Origin of the sequence: Vibrio sp. 99-8-1 (genome assembly GCF_013114595.1) — a bacterium.
GTDB lineage: Bacteria > Pseudomonadota > Gammaproteobacteria > Enterobacterales > Vibrionaceae > Vibrio.
Genome location: NZ_VTXE01000030.1, coordinates 24592 through 42091, shown reverse-complemented (window position 1 = coordinate 42091; position 17500 = coordinate 24592). Strand labels below are relative to the sequence as shown.

General features: G+C 41.4%; 17 protein-coding genes. 9 read left to right on the top strand and 8 right to left on the bottom strand.

Annotated features, from left to right (window positions below):
• Positions 1–13: 13 nt before the first annotated feature.
• Together pgm and seqA are read right to left on the bottom strand one after the other, a co-directional pair.
• Positions 14–1660 carry a phosphoglucomutase (alpha-D-glucose-1,6-bisphosphate-dependent) gene (gene pgm, locus F0227_RS16155; RefSeq protein ID WP_171754274.1) on the bottom strand — a complete coding sequence of 549 codons (1647 nt, stop codon included), beginning with the start codon at positions 1658–1660 and terminating at the stop codon, positions 14–16.
• A gap of 116 nt (positions 1661–1776) precedes the next feature.
• Complete coding sequence (seqA, locus tag F0227_RS16150; protein ID WP_171754273.1) at positions 1777–2349, bottom strand: replication initiation negative regulator SeqA; 573 nt, start codon at positions 2347–2349, stop codon at positions 1777–1779.
• Between the two features lie 270 nt (positions 2350–2619).
• Between seqA and F0227_RS16145 the strand changes: the two genes are divergently transcribed.
• The 3 genes from F0227_RS16145 to fldA all read left to right on the top strand — a co-directional run bounded on the left by F0227_RS16145 (position 2620) and on the right by fldA (position 4493).
• Entirely contained in the window at positions 2620–3435 is an 816-nt protein-coding gene (locus F0227_RS16145; protein ID WP_171754272.1) for an alpha/beta fold hydrolase, read from the top strand.
• A gap of 259 nt (positions 3436–3694) precedes the next feature.
• Positions 3695–3916: a DUF2788 domain-containing protein gene (locus tag F0227_RS16140; protein ID WP_171754332.1), complete on the top strand. Its 222-nt coding sequence runs from the start codon at positions 3695–3697 to the stop codon at positions 3914–3916.
• Between the two features lie 49 nt (positions 3917–3965).
• Positions 3966–4493, top strand: a complete 528-nt coding sequence (gene fldA, locus F0227_RS16135) for a flavodoxin FldA (RefSeq protein ID WP_171754271.1) — start codon at positions 3966–3968, stop codon at positions 4491–4493.
• Between the two features lie 67 nt (positions 4494–4560).
• Here fldA and F0227_RS16130 read toward each other — a convergent pair whose 3' ends face one another.
• Positions 4561–5064, bottom strand: coding sequence for a DUF4442 domain-containing protein (locus tag F0227_RS16130; RefSeq protein WP_171754270.1), 504 nt, complete (start codon positions 5062–5064; stop codon positions 4561–4563).
• A 179-nt stretch (positions 5065–5243) separates the two neighbouring features.
• Between F0227_RS16130 and fur the strand changes: the two genes are divergently transcribed.
• A complete protein-coding gene (gene fur / locus F0227_RS16125) occupies positions 5244–5690 on the top strand; it encodes a ferric iron uptake transcriptional regulator (protein WP_171754269.1) in 447 nt (148 codons plus the stop codon).
• Positions 5691–5800: 110 nt separating this feature from the next.
• Here fur and F0227_RS21985 read toward each other — a convergent pair whose 3' ends face one another.
• The 5 genes from F0227_RS21985 to nagE all read right to left on the bottom strand — a co-directional run bounded on the left by F0227_RS21985 (position 5801) and on the right by nagE (position 10377).
• Positions 5801–5896: a hypothetical protein gene (locus tag F0227_RS21985; RefSeq protein ID WP_345775811.1), complete on the bottom strand. Its 96-nt coding sequence runs from the start codon at positions 5894–5896 to the stop codon at positions 5801–5803.
• Positions 5897–6008: 112 nt separating this feature from the next.
• Positions 6009–6515, bottom strand: a complete 507-nt coding sequence (locus F0227_RS16115; protein ID WP_171754268.1) for a GNAT family N-acetyltransferase — start codon at positions 6513–6515, stop codon at positions 6009–6011.
• Positions 6516–6623: 108 nt separating this feature from the next.
• On the bottom strand, positions 6624–6818 hold the full coding sequence (locus F0227_RS16110; RefSeq protein ID WP_171754267.1) for a YqaE/Pmp3 family membrane protein: 195 nt from the start codon (positions 6816–6818) through the stop codon (positions 6624–6626).
• A 171-nt stretch (positions 6819–6989) separates the two neighbouring features.
• Positions 6990–8657, bottom strand: a complete 1668-nt coding sequence (glnS, locus tag F0227_RS16105) for a glutamine--tRNA ligase (protein ID WP_171754266.1) — start codon at positions 8655–8657, stop codon at positions 6990–6992.
• 256 nt (positions 8658–8913) lie between these two features.
• Positions 8914–10377: an N-acetylglucosamine-specific PTS transporter subunit IIBC gene (gene nagE / locus F0227_RS16100; RefSeq protein ID WP_171754265.1), complete on the bottom strand. Its 1464-nt coding sequence runs from the start codon at positions 10375–10377 to the stop codon at positions 8914–8916.
• Positions 10378–10629: 252 nt separating this feature from the next.
• Between nagE and nagB the strand changes: the two genes are divergently transcribed.
• The 5 genes from nagB to asnB all read left to right on the top strand — a co-directional run bounded on the left by nagB (position 10630) and on the right by asnB (position 17345).
• A complete protein-coding gene (nagB, locus tag F0227_RS16095; RefSeq protein WP_171754264.1) occupies positions 10630–11433 on the top strand; it encodes a glucosamine-6-phosphate deaminase in 804 nt (267 codons plus the stop codon).
• 19 nt (positions 11434–11452) lie between these two features.
• Entirely contained in the window at positions 11453–12589 is a 1137-nt protein-coding gene (gene nagA, locus F0227_RS16090) for an N-acetylglucosamine-6-phosphate deacetylase (RefSeq protein WP_171754331.1), read from the top strand.
• A gap of 2 nt (positions 12590–12591) precedes the next feature.
• A complete protein-coding gene (locus tag F0227_RS16085; protein ID WP_171754263.1) occupies positions 12592–13806 on the top strand; it encodes an ROK family protein in 1215 nt (404 codons plus the stop codon).
• Between the two features lie 92 nt (positions 13807–13898).
• Positions 13899–15500 (top strand): cation:proton antiporter family protein, encoded by a 1602-nt coding sequence (locus F0227_RS16080; RefSeq protein ID WP_171754262.1) that lies wholly within the window; start codon positions 13899–13901, stop codon positions 15498–15500.
• Positions 15501–15680: 180 nt separating this feature from the next.
• Positions 15681–17345 carry an asparagine synthase B gene (asnB, locus tag F0227_RS16075; RefSeq protein WP_171754261.1) on the top strand — a complete coding sequence of 555 codons (1665 nt, stop codon included), beginning with the start codon at positions 15681–15683 and terminating at the stop codon, positions 17343–17345.
• The last annotated feature ends 155 nt before the right edge of the window (positions 17346–17500 follow it).

Below are 17500 nucleotides of genomic sequence, written 5' to 3'. Positions count from 1 at the left end.
CAACACCGTAATATTATAAACCCGCGTCAGCAAACACTTGATTTACGATTTCTTGTGCTTCTTTTTCTATCGCTTTTAGATGTTCTTCACCTTTAAAGCTCTCACAATAAATCTTATAAATATCTTCAGTACCTGATGGACGAGCAGCAAACCAACCATTTTCAGTGGTTACCTTCAAACCACCAATTGCTGCACCGTTTCCTGGAGCATTAGTTAAGCGAGCCGTAATTGGCTCCCCTGCGAGTAACTCAGCAGAAACCATGTCTGGTGACATTTTCGCTAGCACCGCCTTTTGTTCAGGATTTGCTACCGCTTGTATACGGTTATAGGCGGACTCGCCATGTTTCGCGGCCAGCTCTTCATAGTACTGTTGAGGATTCTTCCCTGTTACTGCCGTTATTTCCGCAGCAAGTAAACACAAAAGAATACCATCTTTATCGGTCGCCCATGAGGTGCCATCTTTACGTAAGAACGAAGCGCCGGCACTCTCTTCACCACCAAAACCGAATGAACCGTCATACAATCCATCAACAAACCATTTAAAACCAACAGGTACTTCGCACAGTTCACGGCCAAGATCAGCTACCACACGGTCAATCAGTGCGCTAGACACCAAAGTTTTACCAACAGCGACCTCTTTACCCCAACCTTCACGGTGACGGTATAAATAATCAATACAAACCGCCAGATAATGGTTTGGATTCATTAGGCCTTTAGGTGTGACAATGCCATGGCGATCATAATCAGGGTCATTACCAAAAGCCAAATCATAATCGTCTTTTAGAGCCAATAGCCCCGCCATCGCATAAGGTGATGAGCAGTCCATTCGAACCACACCATCTTTATCCAATGACATAAATTGGAAAGAAGGATCAATCGCTTCATTCACCAAAGTAAGATCCAACTGATATGTTTCCGCTATCTGACGCCAGTAGTCGATACCAGATCCGCCAAGTGGATCGACACCTATTTTTAAATTCGCTTTCTGGATCGCTTCCATATCAATGACATTGACCAAATCATCAATGTATGGCTTAACCAAATCCACTTGCAGCAACAGCTCACTTGCTTGTGCTTCTGCTAGCGGCATACGTTTAACACCTTCTAAACCAGCGGCAATCAGTTGATTAGCACGATCTTCAATCGCTTTCGTTAACTCACCTTCTGCTGGGCCACCATGAGGCGGATTGTACTTAATGCCACCGTCTTGAGGTGGGTTATGAGAAGGCGTAATGACAATACCGTCCGCTTTTTCTTGTTGCTTAAGGTTATGCGTCAAAATAGCGTGAGAAATACCTGGTGTCGGAGTATAGCCATTATCTTGCTGGACAATCACTTGTACTCCGTTGGCAATTAACACCTCAATGGCGGTAAAAATAGCAGCTTCAGAAAGTGCATGGGTATCTTTACCTACAAACAGCGGACCTGTCGTACCTTTACTTTGTCGTACCTCAGCAACGGCTTGGGCAATGGCCAAAATATGGTTCTCATTAAATGTCGACTTATCTGCTGTTCCTCTATGACCAGAAGTTCCAAATTGAACCTTATGAGCAGTGTTACTCGGATCAGGTTGCAATAAAAAATAATTTGCCACTAATGCGGGAATATTATGTAAATCTTCTTGCTGAGCTTTTTGCCCTGCGCGAGCGTGTATTGCCATACGAATAATCCTTTAAAACAAAAAAATAAAAACTAAAAAAGCCTCATAACGACGTTTGAGGAACTACATCATTATGAGGCTTAAATCTCATATAAAACTACACTGCCGTCTAAAAACTATATGGAACTGCACACTTTTTCGATCAAATCAGCTTGGAACCCCATTCTTGTCATTAGTTGGTCAACCATTTGACGTTTACGATTGGTGTTGTTATTGGTAATTACCCAAAATGGGGTTGCTGGTATCGCTCGTGGTTTGGTGGTTTTACCGCTAGCAAGTAGGACATTTTCATTGTCTGCAAAATAGACTCGTGTTCTACCTTTTACCTGAGTAGCTTCGGCAAAGCTCGGCTTATCAATTTGATACAGCGACGATAGAACAAGCATAAAACGGTCGATCGCTTTATTGCTTGCAGCAAATTCATCAGAGATAAGGAGTGAGCGCATCACTTTAATGCCATCTACTTTCTCTTCATTTCCTGCATCTTTGCTGACCACGATTCCTACAGGTTGGCTCTCAATCGCCGTTGTTGTTTGTTCTTCAACTTCCGGTTCAGTGATTTGGGCAGCAGGCTCTGTACCATCTACATGCAATAGACGTCGAAGGATATCCGACGCACTTTCACCAATATGTTCGGTTTGGCCCGCTATATAACGGTAAAGATCTTCATCAACTTCAATCGTTTTCATTCGCTTTTCACAATCTCACTGTTTTAATATCTTGATAATTATACCCAAGTAACTTCAAGATGCTATATTCAATTTGCTTGAGTACTAAGCCGACACTATACTCAAGTGACCTCAAGGGTCGAGTTTTATTGGCTTCTGCTCTGTGCGACTGATCCTTGCCGTAGAATGACTATGCCTTCAAATCAGTGCCTTGATCAAAAGCCAATTAATGCTCGCTGAACAGGCTCCTTGAGTATAACATTCTTTTAAAACTTCAATAAAATACCTATTATGCATAATCAGTTTAACCATATTCAGCCAGACAATAACCAACCTGACAGCCAGCAACTTAACTACAAACTGCAAGGTAGCGGCGATAGCATCGTCTTATTACACGGACTGTTTGGAAACCTAGATAATTTAGGTCTGCTTGCTCGAGATCTTGTCGACGATCACCAAGTTTTAAGTATTGACCTCCGAAATCACGGCCAATCCTTCCATAGCGAAAGTCACAGCTACGCAGAAATGGCCAATGATGTCTATAGGCTGCTTGTATCGTTGAACTTGAGTAAGGTAACGTTAATTGGTCACTCTATGGGCGGAAAGGTTGCTATGAAATTGGCCGCTGACCATTGTGAACTGATCAATAAGCTCATTGTTATGGATATGGCTCCGGTGGCCTATACACGCCGAAAACATGATAACGTCTTTGATGGTTTACAAGCGGTTATTAATACGCCGCCAGCGGATCGTAGCTCAGCTTTAGCGCTACTAGCCCAGCATATCGAAATGGAAGGTGTTAGACAGTTTCTTAGCAAATCTTTGTTCAAAAAAGAAGGCAAGCTAGTATGGCGTTTTAATGTCGACTCTATTCTAGAAAACTATTGGAATATTCTTGGCTGGACAGAAAACCCACCTTGTGATGTTAATACTTTGTTCTTAAAAGGAGCAGACTCTGATTACATTACCACACAGTACCAGAAAGACATTCAAAGCCAATTTCCCAATGCTAAAGCTCATGTTATCGCCAATACTGGACACTGGTTACACGCAGAGAAACCTCAAGAAGTATTACGCGCTATAAGGCGCTTTATTAAGAAACAGTGATGAAAAGGGCTATATAATCTTGCCGTAGAATGACTATGCCTTCAAATCACAGCCTTGATCAGCTGCCAATAAATTCTCGCTGAACAAGCAACTTGAGGTTACTTGAGTATACATCCGACAGTTATATAATCATCGTTTACTATGCCAAAATGCCCAAAGAGACTGCCTTAACGAGATCCACAGCCCAAGGTAATAGATCATTAACTTTACATGTTAAGAATGATATAGTGCGTGCACGAAAATGGCATTAGGAAGTGACATGCTCTACGACTACATCGATATACTGGAATCTATCGGATTAGATCTATTATTTGCCGCCATCTTTTTTCTCATTGGTATGGCAATAAAAGACGTTCTAAAGCAAGGTAATGTTCCTATATTTGGTCAGCGTGTTGTTTGGTCTGTTCTATTTTTGGGGTGTGCAGGCTTTATCGCCAAAGGCATTATTCAACTTAGCTGGGAAGGCACAGGGCTAGGTTAAAACCTCAATGCTTCCGCCAACATCAACAATAAATTATAGGTATTCATTTATGGCAAGTGTAGGTCTCTTCTTTGGTAGCGATACTGGTAATACAGAAGCCGTAGCAAAGATGATTCAAAAACAGCTTAGTAAAAAGCTCGTTCATGTTCAGGATATTGCAAAAAGCAGCAAGCAAGATATTGATAACTTTGACCTGCTTATTTTAGGTATCCCAACTTGGTATTACGGTGAAGCACAATGTGACTGGGATGACTTCTTCCCAGAGCTTGAAGATATTGATTTTTCTACCAAGCTTGTTGCGATCTTTGGCTGTGGTGATCAAGAAGACTATGCAGAGTATTTTTGTGACGCAATGGGTAACATTCGCGACATCGTTGAAACAAAAGGTGGCACAGTACTTGGACACTGGCCAACCGAAGGCTATGAGTTTGAAGCGTCAAAAGCGCTAGTCGACGAAAACACATTCGTTGGGCTGTGTATCGATGAAGACCGTCAACCAGAGCTCACCAATGAGCGCGTCACTACATGGGTTAACCAAATCCATGAAGAAATGTGCTTGGCAGAGCTAGAAGACTAACGTCTGCCAACTCAGCTGTTCAAATTCTTACTGGTTATTTTGTACAAGTAACGGCAAAAGCGTTTCATTAAACTGAAACGCTTTTTTCTTCCATTTCTCTATATTTTGGCTTTTTTCTCACATACAGTTTTCGCTGTACCTCTGAAATAACATTGTCATCCTGATCTTTTACATAGATCACAAATTCGGGAAAACACTTTTCACCAGTAGCGGTTTTGGTCAAGATATCATCCAGTACATTCTGACTTATTTGAAATTCGGCATAAAGATCACTCGACCCCGGCTTAATAAAGTTGATGCTCGCCTCTTTATCCCAAACAAAGTACTTCTCACCTAAAATACCCATTAGCATCAATGCGTATATGGGATCCGTTAAAGAGAAAATACTACCGCCAAACTGAGTTCGATTCGCATTTTTGTTCCACCAGCGTAGTTTCAACCGTACTCTTACGTTCCTAAAATCCTCACTAATGCTTTCAATTTTAATCCCTGCTCCCCAAAAAGGTGGCCAAGCATTAAGCGCAAACCGCACAATTCCCGGTCGATAAATACGCGCTAGTCCCTTATTCATAACTATCCCTGTTAACAAAATGTTATTACCAGAGTACAATATCCGAAATTTCGAGCAAATATTCAAATGTTAATTATTAACCCTTTGAAGTTTGAGGTTTAATGTTATTGCACGCTGACCTATAATGGGGACAATTGTAACTGTCGCATTAACTATGCAGTTCATCTACAGGAAGAGATATGACAGATAATAATAAAGCGCTTAAAGACGCTGGACTTAAAGTGACCTTACCACGTCTTAAAATTCTTGAAGTACTTCAAGAGCCAGCATGTCAGCACATCAGCGCCGAAGAGCTGTATAAAAAACTAATAGACCTTGGTGAAGAGATTGGTTTAGCGACGGTTTACCGTGTTCTGAATCAGTTCGACGATGCAGGTATCGTAACCCGTCACCATTTTGAAGGCGGTAAATCAGTATTTGAATTGTCCACTCAGCATCATCATGATCATTTAGTATGTCTAGATTGTGGCGAAGTTATTGAGTTTTCAGACGATGTCATTGAGCAACGTCAAAAAGAGATTGCTCTCTCTTACAATATTGAACTGACCAATCATAGTTTATACCTTTACGGCAAATGTCTTGAAGGAAACTGTAAAGATGATAAGTCTGCGCACATCAAGAAGTAGAGAGTTCAGTTTACTGAGTTGCTAATCACTAGATAAGCAAAAAAACCAGCTGGCTAACCAGCTGGTTTTTTACTATTCATATTCGGTTTACACCAGCCACATTGCGATAACTACAATTTCCTACCTAACTTTTTTTCTATTTGTCGTTTCTCCCATTTGGGACCAAACATAGTAAACACCTCAAATGCATTTAAACCATGGTTAATAATGCCTATCCGTCAGCCTAATATAGAAGAGCGATAACCGTAACGCCAGTCACCCGACAAAGAGGCAACGCTTGTTATTTTTCAAGTAGTTACAGGCTAGTTTACTTTCAACTTATCCCTTTAAATAAATACGGTCATCATACCGTTTACCCGCAATACTGTATGCTTGCGGTATAACCTGACTCAGGGTAAAGCCACATTTTTGCAGTACTCGTTCTGAAGCGATATTGCCTTCGGTCACAACCGCTCGAAAACTCACAATGTCATCTAGCGCTAAAGCCCTGTCAATCAGCGCTGACAATGATTCTGTGCCATATTGCCTTCCATGAAACTCAGGTAATAAGAGATAGCCAACCTCGGCTACTGAGTTATCAATGAAAAAGCCTGTAATACCAACGGCCATTGCTGAGTTTTTTTCCCGAATCACTAAACAGAGCCATTCGTTGGACAGCGAGTTCCATAGAGGCAGACGTGATTGAAACTTTGCTCTGATTTCACTTTCACTCGGAATATCGAAACAGAGTGAAATAATACTTGGGTCTGTGTTTAGACGAAGAAAAAGAGGCCAGTCATCGTTAGTTATCTGCGCCATTGTTAGTCGTTCAGTTTCAATCAGCATTCTAATTTAAAACCCCTTCAATTATTCGGCATAAAAAAACACCCAAGAGATAAGACTAGTGGGTGTTTAACTCTGGCGCTATAACGGTAGCGTCAGCTGAATTATTCGCTACTTCTCACCACCTAACGCGCGATTAATTTTTTGATCTGTCTTGTATTGGCTTAATGCATAAACAGACCAAATAGCAGCAGGTATCCAGCCAATTAACGTAATTTGTAGCACTAAGCAGATGATGCCAGCGAAAGGTCGGCCTATGGTAAAAAACTGAAACCACGGCAAAAGAATGGCCAATATAAGTCTCATTATTGTATCCCTTGTAATGTAAATTAGTACTGTTCTAAATTATCTAAAATCGAGGTTAAATTAGTATAATTCTGAGCTTAAAAAACAAGCTACTACATTTTAAAAATTATCGCGAGTAAAAAAAATGCCCAAGCTTATACAGCTTGAGCACTCTTCAACAGATTGTCACGTCTACTGGTCTTTTTTAGCCCATGTATCACGTAAACCAACGGTACGGTTAAAAACCAAGGCATCAGGCTTAGAATCTTTAACATCGCTACAGAAATAGCCTGTACGCTCAAACTGATAACCATCTTCAGGTTTCGCGACAGCTAAACTCGGCTCTACCACACCATTAAGTACCACTAAGGACTCAGGATTAATAGTCGCGGCAAAATCATCGGCGGCAGCTGGATTTTCAACCGTGAATAGACGGTCATACAGACGTATTTCTGCTGGTAAGCCTAAATTAGCAGAGACCCAATGGATCACCCCTTTCACTTTCCGACCATCCGCAGGATTCTTACCAAGGGTATCAGCATCATAACTGCAGTAAATAGTTGTAATGTTACCTTGTGCATCTTTCTCAATACGCTCTGCTTTAATCACATAAGCTCCGCGTAAACGAACTTCTTTACCTAAAACTAGTCGTTTGTATTTCTTGTTTGCTTCTTCGCGGAAGTCGTCTCTCTCAATCAACACTTCTCGAGTAAAAGGAACGTCACGGCTACCCATCTCTGGCTTATTTGGGTGATTCGCCAACGATAACGTTTCGGTTTTCTCTGCATCAAAGTTTTCAATCACAACTTTAATCGGATCCAACACAGCCATCGCACGAGGAGCATTTTCATTTAAGTCATCACGAATACAAGATTCTAGCGAGCTAAACTCAATCATGTTTTCTTGTTTTGTCACACCAATACGTTGGCAAAATTCACGAATTGAAGCTGGTGTAAAACCGCGACGACGTAAACCAGAAATGGTCGGCATACGAGGATCATCCCAACCATTAACTAACTGGTCGGTTACCAAAGTATTAAGTTTACGTTTAGACATCACCGTATATTCTAAATTTAGTCGGCTAAATTCATACTGGCGAGGCTGACACTCAATATCAATGTGATCCAATATCCAATCGTAAATACGTCGATTGTCTTGAAACTCAAGAGTACATATTGAGTGCGTTATTCCTTCAATAGCATCCGAAATACAATGAGTAAAATCGTACATAGGATAGATGCACCATTTATCACCGGTCTGATGGTGATGAGCAAAACGCACGCGGTAAATTACCGGATCACGCATGACCATAAATGGTGAAGCCATATCGACTTTCGCTCGAAGGCATATGGTACCTTCTGCAAACTCCCCTAAACGCATTTTTTCAAATAACGCTAGGTTCTCTTCTACACTACGATCGCGATAAGGGCTGTTTTTACCAGGCTCTTTAAGAGTACCGCGATACTCACGGATCTGCTCTGGACTTAGCTCATCAACATACGCTAAGCCTTTAGTAATTAATTCAACAGCATATCCATGAAGCGTATCAAAATAGTCCGATGAATAACGAATATCATCTGACCATTCAAAACCCAACCAATGCACATCATTTTTAATCGACTCAACGTATTCGATGTCTTCTTTCTCAGGGTTTGTATCATCAAATCGAAGATTACACTGTCCCTGATAGTCCTGAGCAATACCAAAGTTCAAACAGATAGATTTTGCGTGCCCGATATGCAGGTAACCATTTGGTTCCGGCGGAAATCGAGTATGCACACTTGTGTGTTTGCCATCCGCTAAATCTTTATCAATAATTTGGCGAATGAAATTCGATGGACGAGCCTCAGCTTCACTCATCTAAGCACCTCTAGTTGTTGGGGGCGAGTTATTCACCCGCCTCAGTATTGTCAAAAATAGTGACCAAAATAGACGACAGTTAAGATTTTCGCCTTTTTTAGTTTGAACTGCTAATGATCCACATTTCTCACTATAGACACAACTAAAACTACGCATTAATTAACGATTTTCGCTAGATATTAACGAAAAATGCCTCCCAATCGGGAGGCATTGTCAAAAACCGTCTATTCCAGTTACAAAACTTGGAATAACAGAGTTAGCTTGCGTGATTCTTCATCTCGCCTGCAATGATTTCTGCTAGCGGCCCAAGGATAACTTGAAGGTTGTTATTACCTAGTTTAACAACACCCATAGCACCCAGTGCTTTAAGCTTACTTTCATCGATAATATCCATGTCGTTTACTGTTAAACGTAGACGAGTAATACATGCATCGATATTTTGTAGGTTAGCGTGACCGCCTAGTACTTCTAGATACTGTTTTGCTAGCTCTGCAGAGTTTTCGCTGCCGTGAGATTTGCTTGTATCTTCCACATCATCATCTTCACGTCCTGGTGTTTTCAACTTGAAGGTTGTAATCGCCCAGCGGAACACAAAGTAGTAGATTGCGAAGAAAACAAAACCTTGAACAATCAGCATGTACCACTTGTTTGCTAGTGGGTTTTGTGCAGAAAGCACCATATCCACTAAACCTGCTGAGAATCCAAAACCAGCCGTCCAGTTCATCATGTCAGCAATAAATAGAGATACACCCGTTAATACGGCGTGTAACACATACAGCATAGGAGCAAGGAACATGAACGAGAATTCTAGAGGCTCTGTAACACCAGTAAAGAATGATGCAAAACCTGCCGCAATCATGATTGAAGCTACGCGTGTTTTGTTCTCAGGACGAGCTGTGTGGTAGATAGCCAAAGCTGCACCCGGTAGACCAAACATCATGATTGGGAAGAAACCAGCCATATAACGACCTGTTTCACCAACAACACCTACACCCGCTTCTACAGCGTTTGGTGTCCACCAGTTACCCAAATCATTAATACCAGCCATATCAAACCAGAACACAGAGTTTAGTGCATGGTGAAGACCAACAGGAATCAATAAACGGTTAAAGAAGCCATAGATACCAGACCCCACTTCTCCAAGTCCAACAATACCTTCACCCAAAGAAATAAGACCATTGAAAATAATAGGCCATACAAACATTAGTACAAATGAAATGACGATAGCCGCAAATGAGGTCAAAATGGGTACTAAACGTTTACCGCTAAAGAAGGCTAGTGCTTTGTGTAACTCTACTTGGTAATAACGGTTGTACAGTTCTGCCGCAACAATACCAGATAGAATACCAACAAATTGGTTACCAATTTTGTTGAAAGCAAGTGTAGAACCTTCATTTAATTCAACAAGACCAATAGCGCCGACTGAACCTGCACTACATAATGTTGTAATTACCATGTAGCCAACAAAGCCAGCAAGTGCTGCTGCACCATCTTTATCTTTAGACATACCGTATGCAACACCAATTGCAAACAGTACAGACATATTGTCTATAATTGCCGCGCCCGCTTTAATTAAAAACGCAGCCAACGCATTGTTACCACCCCAACCGGTTGGATCGATCCAGTAACCGATACCCATTAATATTGCTGCTGCTGGTAATGTAGCAACAGGCACCATTAATGCCTTACCTACTTTTTGAAAATATCCGAGAACATTCACCGTAAAATTCCCCCTATAGAATTTTAATTTTGTTTGGCCGACTTATTTTAGCCTTCCAATTTAGTCATATTCAGTTTAAGTAATTAATTTCGTCCCGCAAATTAAAAGCTCATATAGTGTGATCAATATCGCTCATTTTGGCCATAAAAGCGATATTTTGCTAGCGAGATCATAAAACTTATTTTATGATTCGAATTAACAACCCTTCGGGATTAAACTTTAACCGTATTATCGAACTATTGAGGTGCCACCGTGAGACTCATTCCATTACTTACTGATTATGATGTTAGCCTTTGGTCAGCAAGACATATTATTAATCGTATCAATGCATTCAAGCCAACTGAAGAGCGTCCATTTGTACTCGGATTGCCAACGGGTGGCACTCCACTGAAGACATATGAACGTCTTATTGAACTTTATAAGCTAGGCGAAGTAAGCTTCAAACATGTGGTGACTTTTAACATGGATGAGTATGTAGGGCTTGCATCAGATCACCCTGAATCATATCGCACTTTTATGTATTCAAACTTCTTTGATCATGTTGATATACAAGACAAAAACATCAACTTGCTTAACGGTAACACTGACGACCACGAACTCGAGTGCCAACGTTACGAAGAAAAAATTAAATCTTACGGCCAAATTCATCTCTTTATGGGAGGTGTGGGTAACGATGGTCACATCGCATTTAACGAGCCAGCTTCGTCCCTCTCTTCACGAACTCGTATCAAAACACTGACTGAAGACACACGCATAGCAAATTCACGCTTTTTCGATGGTGATACAAGCCAAGTTCCTAAATACGCATTAACTATCGGTGTCGGTACGCTACTTGAAGCAAAAGAAGTGATGATCTTGATTACTGGCCACAATAAAGCACAAGCACTGCAAGCAGCCGTCGAAGGTTCTGTTAATCATCTTTGGACTGTGTCAGCATTGCAGCTTCATGCAAAATCGGTGATTGTCTGCAATGAACCTGCAACGCAGGAACTAAAAGTGAAAACCGTTAAGTACTTCAGCGAACTTGAAGCTGAAAATATCCGTAATCTTAAGTAATTAGATGGGGCTCCCTGCTATGTATGCGCTAACCAACTGTACCATTTATACCGGTAGTGACGTGCTTGATCGACACGCTGTCATTATTGAGGGTGATACGATTCATTCCATCATTGCTAATGATCAATTGCCAAATGATATTAAGAGCGTCGATCTCAAGGGAGCTAACTTAAGCCCCGGTTTTATAGACTTACAGCTCAATGGATGTGGTGGTGTGATGTTTAACGATGACATTACTCCTGAGACACTGCAAATCATGCATGAAACCAATATAAAATCGGGTTGCACTAGCTTTTTGCCGACACTCATTACGTCATCTGATGACAACATGCGTCAGGCCATTGAAACAGAACGTCAATACCAAGAAAAATATCAACATCAATCTCTTGGTTTACACCTTGAAGGGCCATATTTGAATGTCATGAAAAAAGGCATTCATAACCCTGACTTTATTCGCGCCTCTGAACAAGAGATGATTGATTACATTTGTGATAATAATCAATACGTTAAAAAAGTCACACTGGCACCAGAGCAGAATAATCCAGCTCATATCAAGCAACTTAAAGAAGCAGGAATTATTGTCTCTATTGGACATACCAATGCCACCTACGCAGAAGCACGCAAGGGATTTGAAGCTGGCATCAGTTTCGCAACCCACTTATTCAATGCAATGACACCAATGGTTGGACGGGAGCCCGGAGTGATTGGCGCCATTTATGACACCCCTGATGTATATGCGGGTGTTATCGCAGATGGTTTCCACGTTCATTACGCTAATATTCGAATCGCACATAAAGTAAAAGGTGATAAGTTGGTATTAGTGACCGATGCCACAGCTCCAGCGGGCGCAGAGATGGATCACTTTATTTTTGTTGGGAAGAAAGTATATTACCGAGATGGTATGTGCATTGATGAAAACGGCACACTTGGAGGCTCAGCCCTTACCATGATAGAAGCGGTAGAAAATACCGTACAACAAGTTGGCATCGCACTAGATGAAGCTCTAAGAATGGCGACATTATATCCAGCTCGCGCAATTGGCTTGGACAATAAACTCGGCAGGATAAAACAAGGTATGGTTGCAAACTTGACCATATTTGATAGAGATTTCAACGTCTGTGCGACAATAGTAAACGGACAATACGAGCAAACATAAATATGAATGGCGGACAAATAGGTAACGTAGATCTTGTAAAGCAACTTAACAGCGCAGCTGTTTACCGCTTAATTGACCAACAAGGGCCAATTTCTCGAATACAAGTTGCAGACGTTAGCCAATTGGCTCCCGCCAGTGTCACAAAAATAACCCGACAGTTAATAAAGCGCGGCCTAATTAAAGAGGTGGCGCAGCAAGCTTCCACTGGTGGCCGTCGGGCAATTTCACTGACGACAGAGGTTGAAACCTTTCACTCTATCGCGATCCGCTTGGGTCGCGATTATATCCAGTTCAGTTTATTCAATCTAGGTGGTGTTGAACTGGCAAGCGACTCCAATGCCTTTAAATACACCAATCAGGTAGAGCTTCAACAAGGCTTACTCCTTCACATCCGGCATTTTATTGATAGCCAACAGAGCAAAATAAAACAACTTATTGCTATTGGCGTTGTATTACCCGGCTTAGTGAACCCAGAAACCGGTGTCGTAGACTACATTCCCAATACTGACATTGATAATTTTGCCTTAACTGATCTGATTACCGATAATTTTAACGTCAGTTGTTTCATTGGTAATGACATTCGCGGTAAAGCACTTGCAGAGCATTACTTTGGAGCTAGCCGTGATTGCAACGATTCAATACTGGTCAGCGTTCACCGAGGAACGGGAGCAGGAATAATTGTACATGGGCAAGTGTTCTTAGGAGCTAACCGCAATGTTGGGGAAATTGGCCATATCCAAATTGATCCACTCGGTACACAGTGCCAATGTGGTAACTTTGGATGCTTGGAAACCGTCGCATCAAATCCAGCGATTCTAGAGCGAATAAAACTTTTGCTCGCTCAAGGTTATGATTCCTCATTAGCTGATATTGAAGAACTTACGATGCAGCATGTCTGCCAACACGCTTTAAATGGCGATGAGTTAGCCAAACAGAGCTTGGTTCGTGTAGGTAATAAGTTGGGTAAGGCTATAGCGATTACTATCAACTTATTCAATCCTCAGAAAATCATCATTGCTGGTGATATCACTGCCGCACAAGAACTGATTTTTCCTGCCATTAGACGTAATATCGAAACGCAATCTTTAACGACCTTTCATACTGACTTGCCTATCGTTGCCTCCGAACTTGAAGGAAAACCAACCATCGGCGCATTTGCCATGATCAAACGTTCAATGTTAAATGGTGTTTTGTTACAAAAACTTCTTGAAGAATAAGAGTTTTCCAATAGTCTAGTACTGTTAGTTTTGCATGAATACAGGCTCACTGTAAGCTCAGTTAACTAACACCTCTTATTTTAAGGAGAAGTATGGACATCATTTTATTATCAGCCGCTTTCATTTCAGGATTTATCGCATTAAAGTGCCAACTACCTCCATTAGTTGGTTTTCTTGTGGCTGGTTTTGCTCTCAATTTTCTTGGTTTTGAATCTAATAGCACCATTGAGCTACTCGCCGATCTGGGTGTCACACTGCTTCTATTTACCATCGGCTTAAAGTTAGATATCAAAACGCTTCTGTCAAAAGAGATATGGGCAGGGGCAAGCATACATAACCTACTTTCCACACTTCTATTTACGGCCTGCCTTATGGCATTAAAGGTCGTTGGAGTATCCAGCTTCGCGGCGCTTGCCTTTGACCAATTACTACTTTTAGCGTTTGCCTTATCTTTCTCCAGTACTGTCTTTGCCATAAAAACCATACAAGAAAAAGGTGAAATGAATGCCATTTACGGCAATATTGCCATCGGCTTTCTTGTCATGCAGGACATTTTTGCGGTGGTCTTTTTAACCATTTCCACAGGAAAAATGCCTGAATGGTACGCTATTTTTCTGTTCCTCTTACCACTATTACGTCCGCTATTTTATCGGTTTCTCACTTGGGTTGGCCATGGCGAAATGCTGGTTATATTTGGTATATTTTTCGCACTGGTTATGGGGGCAGGTTTATTTGAACTTGTCGGTGTCAAAGCGGACTTAGGTGCCCTTATTCTTGGAATGATTCTAGCTGGACATAAAAAATCGTCTGAGCTATCTAAAGCTCTTTTCAACCTTAAAGAGCTATTTCTGGTCTGTTTTTTCCTTAATATTGGTCTTTCGGAACACCCTACTCTGTCGGGATTTATAACCGCTCTGCTCTTTTTGCTGTTATTACCTATCAAAGGCGCTCTCTACTATCTGGTGTTTAATGGTTTTAAATTTCGAGTACGGACCTCTTTTCTTGCCAGTCTATCATTGTTCAACTACAGCGAATTCGGCCTTATTGTTGGCGGTCTAGCGTTTAAGATGGGTTGGTTACCGGGCGATCTATTGGTCTCTATAGCCATTGCGGTTTCCTTATCATTTATTCTAGCGGCACCTTTAAATAGATTTGGTCATGGACTTTATCAGCGCTCATCCAATTGGCTAAAAGAGCAGTCAGCAGAAAAACTGAACGCCTTAGATAAGCGAATCAATCCGGGTCAAGCTCAAGTACTGATTTTGGGAATGGGACGAATTGGCAGTGGTGCATATGATGAGCTGACTCATCGACATGGTCCGATTAACCTTGGTATTGAAGTTCGTCAAGATGCCGTTCAAAGCCACATACAAAATGGTCGTTCTGTTATTCAAGGTGATGCCACTGACCCCGATTTCTGGGAAAGAATATTAGATACAGGAAAAGTAGAGCTGATACTGTTGGCTATGCCCCACCATTTAGGAAACCAGCTAGCGCTGCAACAACTTAAGAAAAAAGGCTATAAAGGGAAGATTGCCGCCATTGCAGAGTACCAAGATCAACTCGACTCGCTGTTAATTGAGGGAGTAGATGCGGCATTTAACATATATAACGAAGCAGGAAGCGGATTTGCTCGACACGTCTGTGATCAATTGCAACCTCAATTTGAGATAACAGAAAAACAGCAACATTAAAAAGTCGTCTAAAAAAGCAGCGGATTATGGATTTTATTCATTATTCAGCCGATTTATTAAATGAAATCTTTTTAATTGGCATTTTAATTACTTTTTTTATCGTAAAAGGTTGCTTTTTTTAATGACGATGGCAAATTTGTTCTATTGCTACAACGGAATTTAATTAGGGAATAAAAACATATGTGTTCAATATTTGGTATTTTAGACATAAAACATGACGATGCAGCGCTACGACCTATTGCGCTAGAAATGTCTAAAAAACTACGTCATCGCGGACCAGACTGGTCAGGTATCTACGCTTCTAAAAGAGCAATCTTAGCTCATGAACGTTTAGCCATTGTTGGATTGAATAGCGGTGCGCAACCTCTGTATAGCCCTGATAAAAAGTTAGTTTTAGCGGTAAATGGCGAAATTTATAACCATAAAGAGATCCGTGAAAGATACCAAGACAGCTACGATTTCCAAACGGACTCTGACTGTGAAGTTATTTTAGCCCTCTATCAAGATATGGGTGAAAAATTACTCGAAGAACTTAATGGCATTTTCGCCTTTGTTCTGTATGACGAAGAAAAAGATCAATATTTAGTTGGCCGCGACCACATCGGAATCATGCCTCTTTATCAAGGACGCGATAGCCAAGGCAATTACTATGTTGCTTCGGAAATGAAAGCGCTGGTCTCTGTGTGTAAAACCATCAGCGAGTTTCCTCCTGGTAGCTTCTATTCATCAACCAATGAAGAACCTACGCGTTACTATACCCGCGACTGGATGGAATTTGATGCCGTTAAAGATAACGAAGCATCTAAAGAGGAACTTACAGAAGCTCTAGAAGCGGCCGTTAAGCGCCAGCTTATGACCGACGTTCCATACGGTGTATTGCTTTCAGGTGGGTTAGACTCATCCATCACATCCGCAGTTGCTAAGCGATTTGCCGCAATGCGAATTGAAGACGATGAAAAATCCACCGCTTGGTGGCCTCAATTGCACTCATTTGCCATTGGGTTAGAAGGCGCTCCAGACCTTATTGCTGCACGAGATGTTGCCGATAAACTTGGAACGGTTCACCACGAAATGACCTATACCGTTCAAGAAGGTTTAGACGCCATTCGCGATGTCATTTATCACATTGAAACTTATGACGTGACCACCATTCGTGCATCAACTCCGATGTTCTTAATGGGCAGAAAAATTAAAGCCATGGGCATCAAAATGGTTCTTTCTGGTGAAGGTGCCGATGAGATATTTGGTGGTTACTTGTATTTCCACAAAGCACCAAATGCTAAAGAGATGCATGAAGAGCTGGTACGTAAGCTACTAGCACTTAACATGTTCGACTGCGCTCGCGCGAATAAATCACTTGCAGCTTGGGGCGTAGAAGGTCGTGTTCCATTCTTAGACAAAGAGTTTATCGATGTCGCGATGCGCATTAACCCTCAAGCAAAAATGTGTGGCAATGGCAAAATGGAAAAACACATATTAAGAGAGTGTTTTGAGCATTATCTACCAGAATCTATCGCATGGCGTCAAAAAGAGCAGTTTTCTGATGGTGTAGGCTACAGCTGGATTGATTCACTTAAAGAGTTAGCTGAAGAGAAAGTGTCTGATCAACAACTCAGCACGGCAGAATACCGTTTCCCATACAATACCCCAACCACAAAAGAGGGTTATATGTATCGTGAAATTTTTGAAGAGCTATTCCCACTTCCATCAGCCGCAGAGTGTGTTCCAGGTGGCCCTTCTATCGCCTGCTCATCAGCTAAAGCGATTGAATGGGATGAGACCTTTAAAAACATGGCGGATCCATCAGGTAGAGCAGTACAGACCGTTCACAACGACTCTTACTAAGACCTATTAGTCACTCCATACTAAAAAGGAGCCGCATCGAAAGACGCGGCTCCTTTTTTATTTATTCGATAAATGGTAATTACTACTCAAAATCCATATTAAGTACGTTCACCGTAATCTTACGAACCGATTAAACCCAACCTAATAACAAAAAG

What these genes read in the sequence shown, in the direction of transcription:
- pgm (WP_171754274.1), bottom strand. Translation starts at nt 1,660, where the DNA reads ATGGCAATACACGCTCGCGCAGGGCAAAAAGCTCAGCAAGAAGATTTA.
- seqA (WP_171754273.1), bottom strand. Translation starts at nt 2,349, where the DNA reads ATGAAAACGATTGAAGTTGATGAAGATCTTTACCGTTATATAGCGGGC.
- F0227_RS16145 (WP_171754272.1), top strand. Translation starts at nt 2,620, where the DNA reads ATGCATAATCAGTTTAACCATATTCAGCCAGACAATAACCAACCTGAC.
- F0227_RS16140 (WP_171754332.1), top strand. Translation starts at nt 3,695, where the DNA reads ATGCTCTACGACTACATCGATATACTGGAATCTATCGGATTAGATCTA.
- fldA (WP_171754271.1), top strand. Translation starts at nt 3,966, where the DNA reads ATGGCAAGTGTAGGTCTCTTCTTTGGTAGCGATACTGGTAATACAGAA.
- F0227_RS16130 (WP_171754270.1), bottom strand. Translation starts at nt 5,064, where the DNA reads ATGAATAAGGGACTAGCGCGTATTTATCGACCGGGAATTGTGCGGTTT.
- fur (WP_171754269.1), top strand. Translation starts at nt 5,244, where the DNA reads ATGACAGATAATAATAAAGCGCTTAAAGACGCTGGACTTAAAGTGACC.
- F0227_RS16115 (WP_171754268.1), bottom strand. Translation starts at nt 6,515, where the DNA reads ATGCTGATTGAAACTGAACGACTAACAATGGCGCAGATAACTAACGAT.
- F0227_RS16110 (WP_171754267.1), bottom strand. Translation starts at nt 6,818, where the DNA reads ATGAGACTTATATTGGCCATTCTTTTGCCGTGGTTTCAGTTTTTTACC.
- glnS (WP_171754266.1), bottom strand. Translation starts at nt 8,657, where the DNA reads ATGAGTGAAGCTGAGGCTCGTCCATCGAATTTCATTCGCCAAATTATT.
- nagA (WP_171754331.1), top strand. Translation starts at nt 11,453, where the DNA reads ATGTATGCGCTAACCAACTGTACCATTTATACCGGTAGTGACGTGCTT.
- F0227_RS16085 (WP_171754263.1), top strand. Translation starts at nt 12,592, where the DNA reads ATGAATGGCGGACAAATAGGTAACGTAGATCTTGTAAAGCAACTTAAC.
- F0227_RS16080 (WP_171754262.1), top strand. Translation starts at nt 13,899, where the DNA reads ATGGACATCATTTTATTATCAGCCGCTTTCATTTCAGGATTTATCGCA.
- asnB (WP_171754261.1), top strand. Translation starts at nt 15,681, where the DNA reads ATGTGTTCAATATTTGGTATTTTAGACATAAAACATGACGATGCAGCG.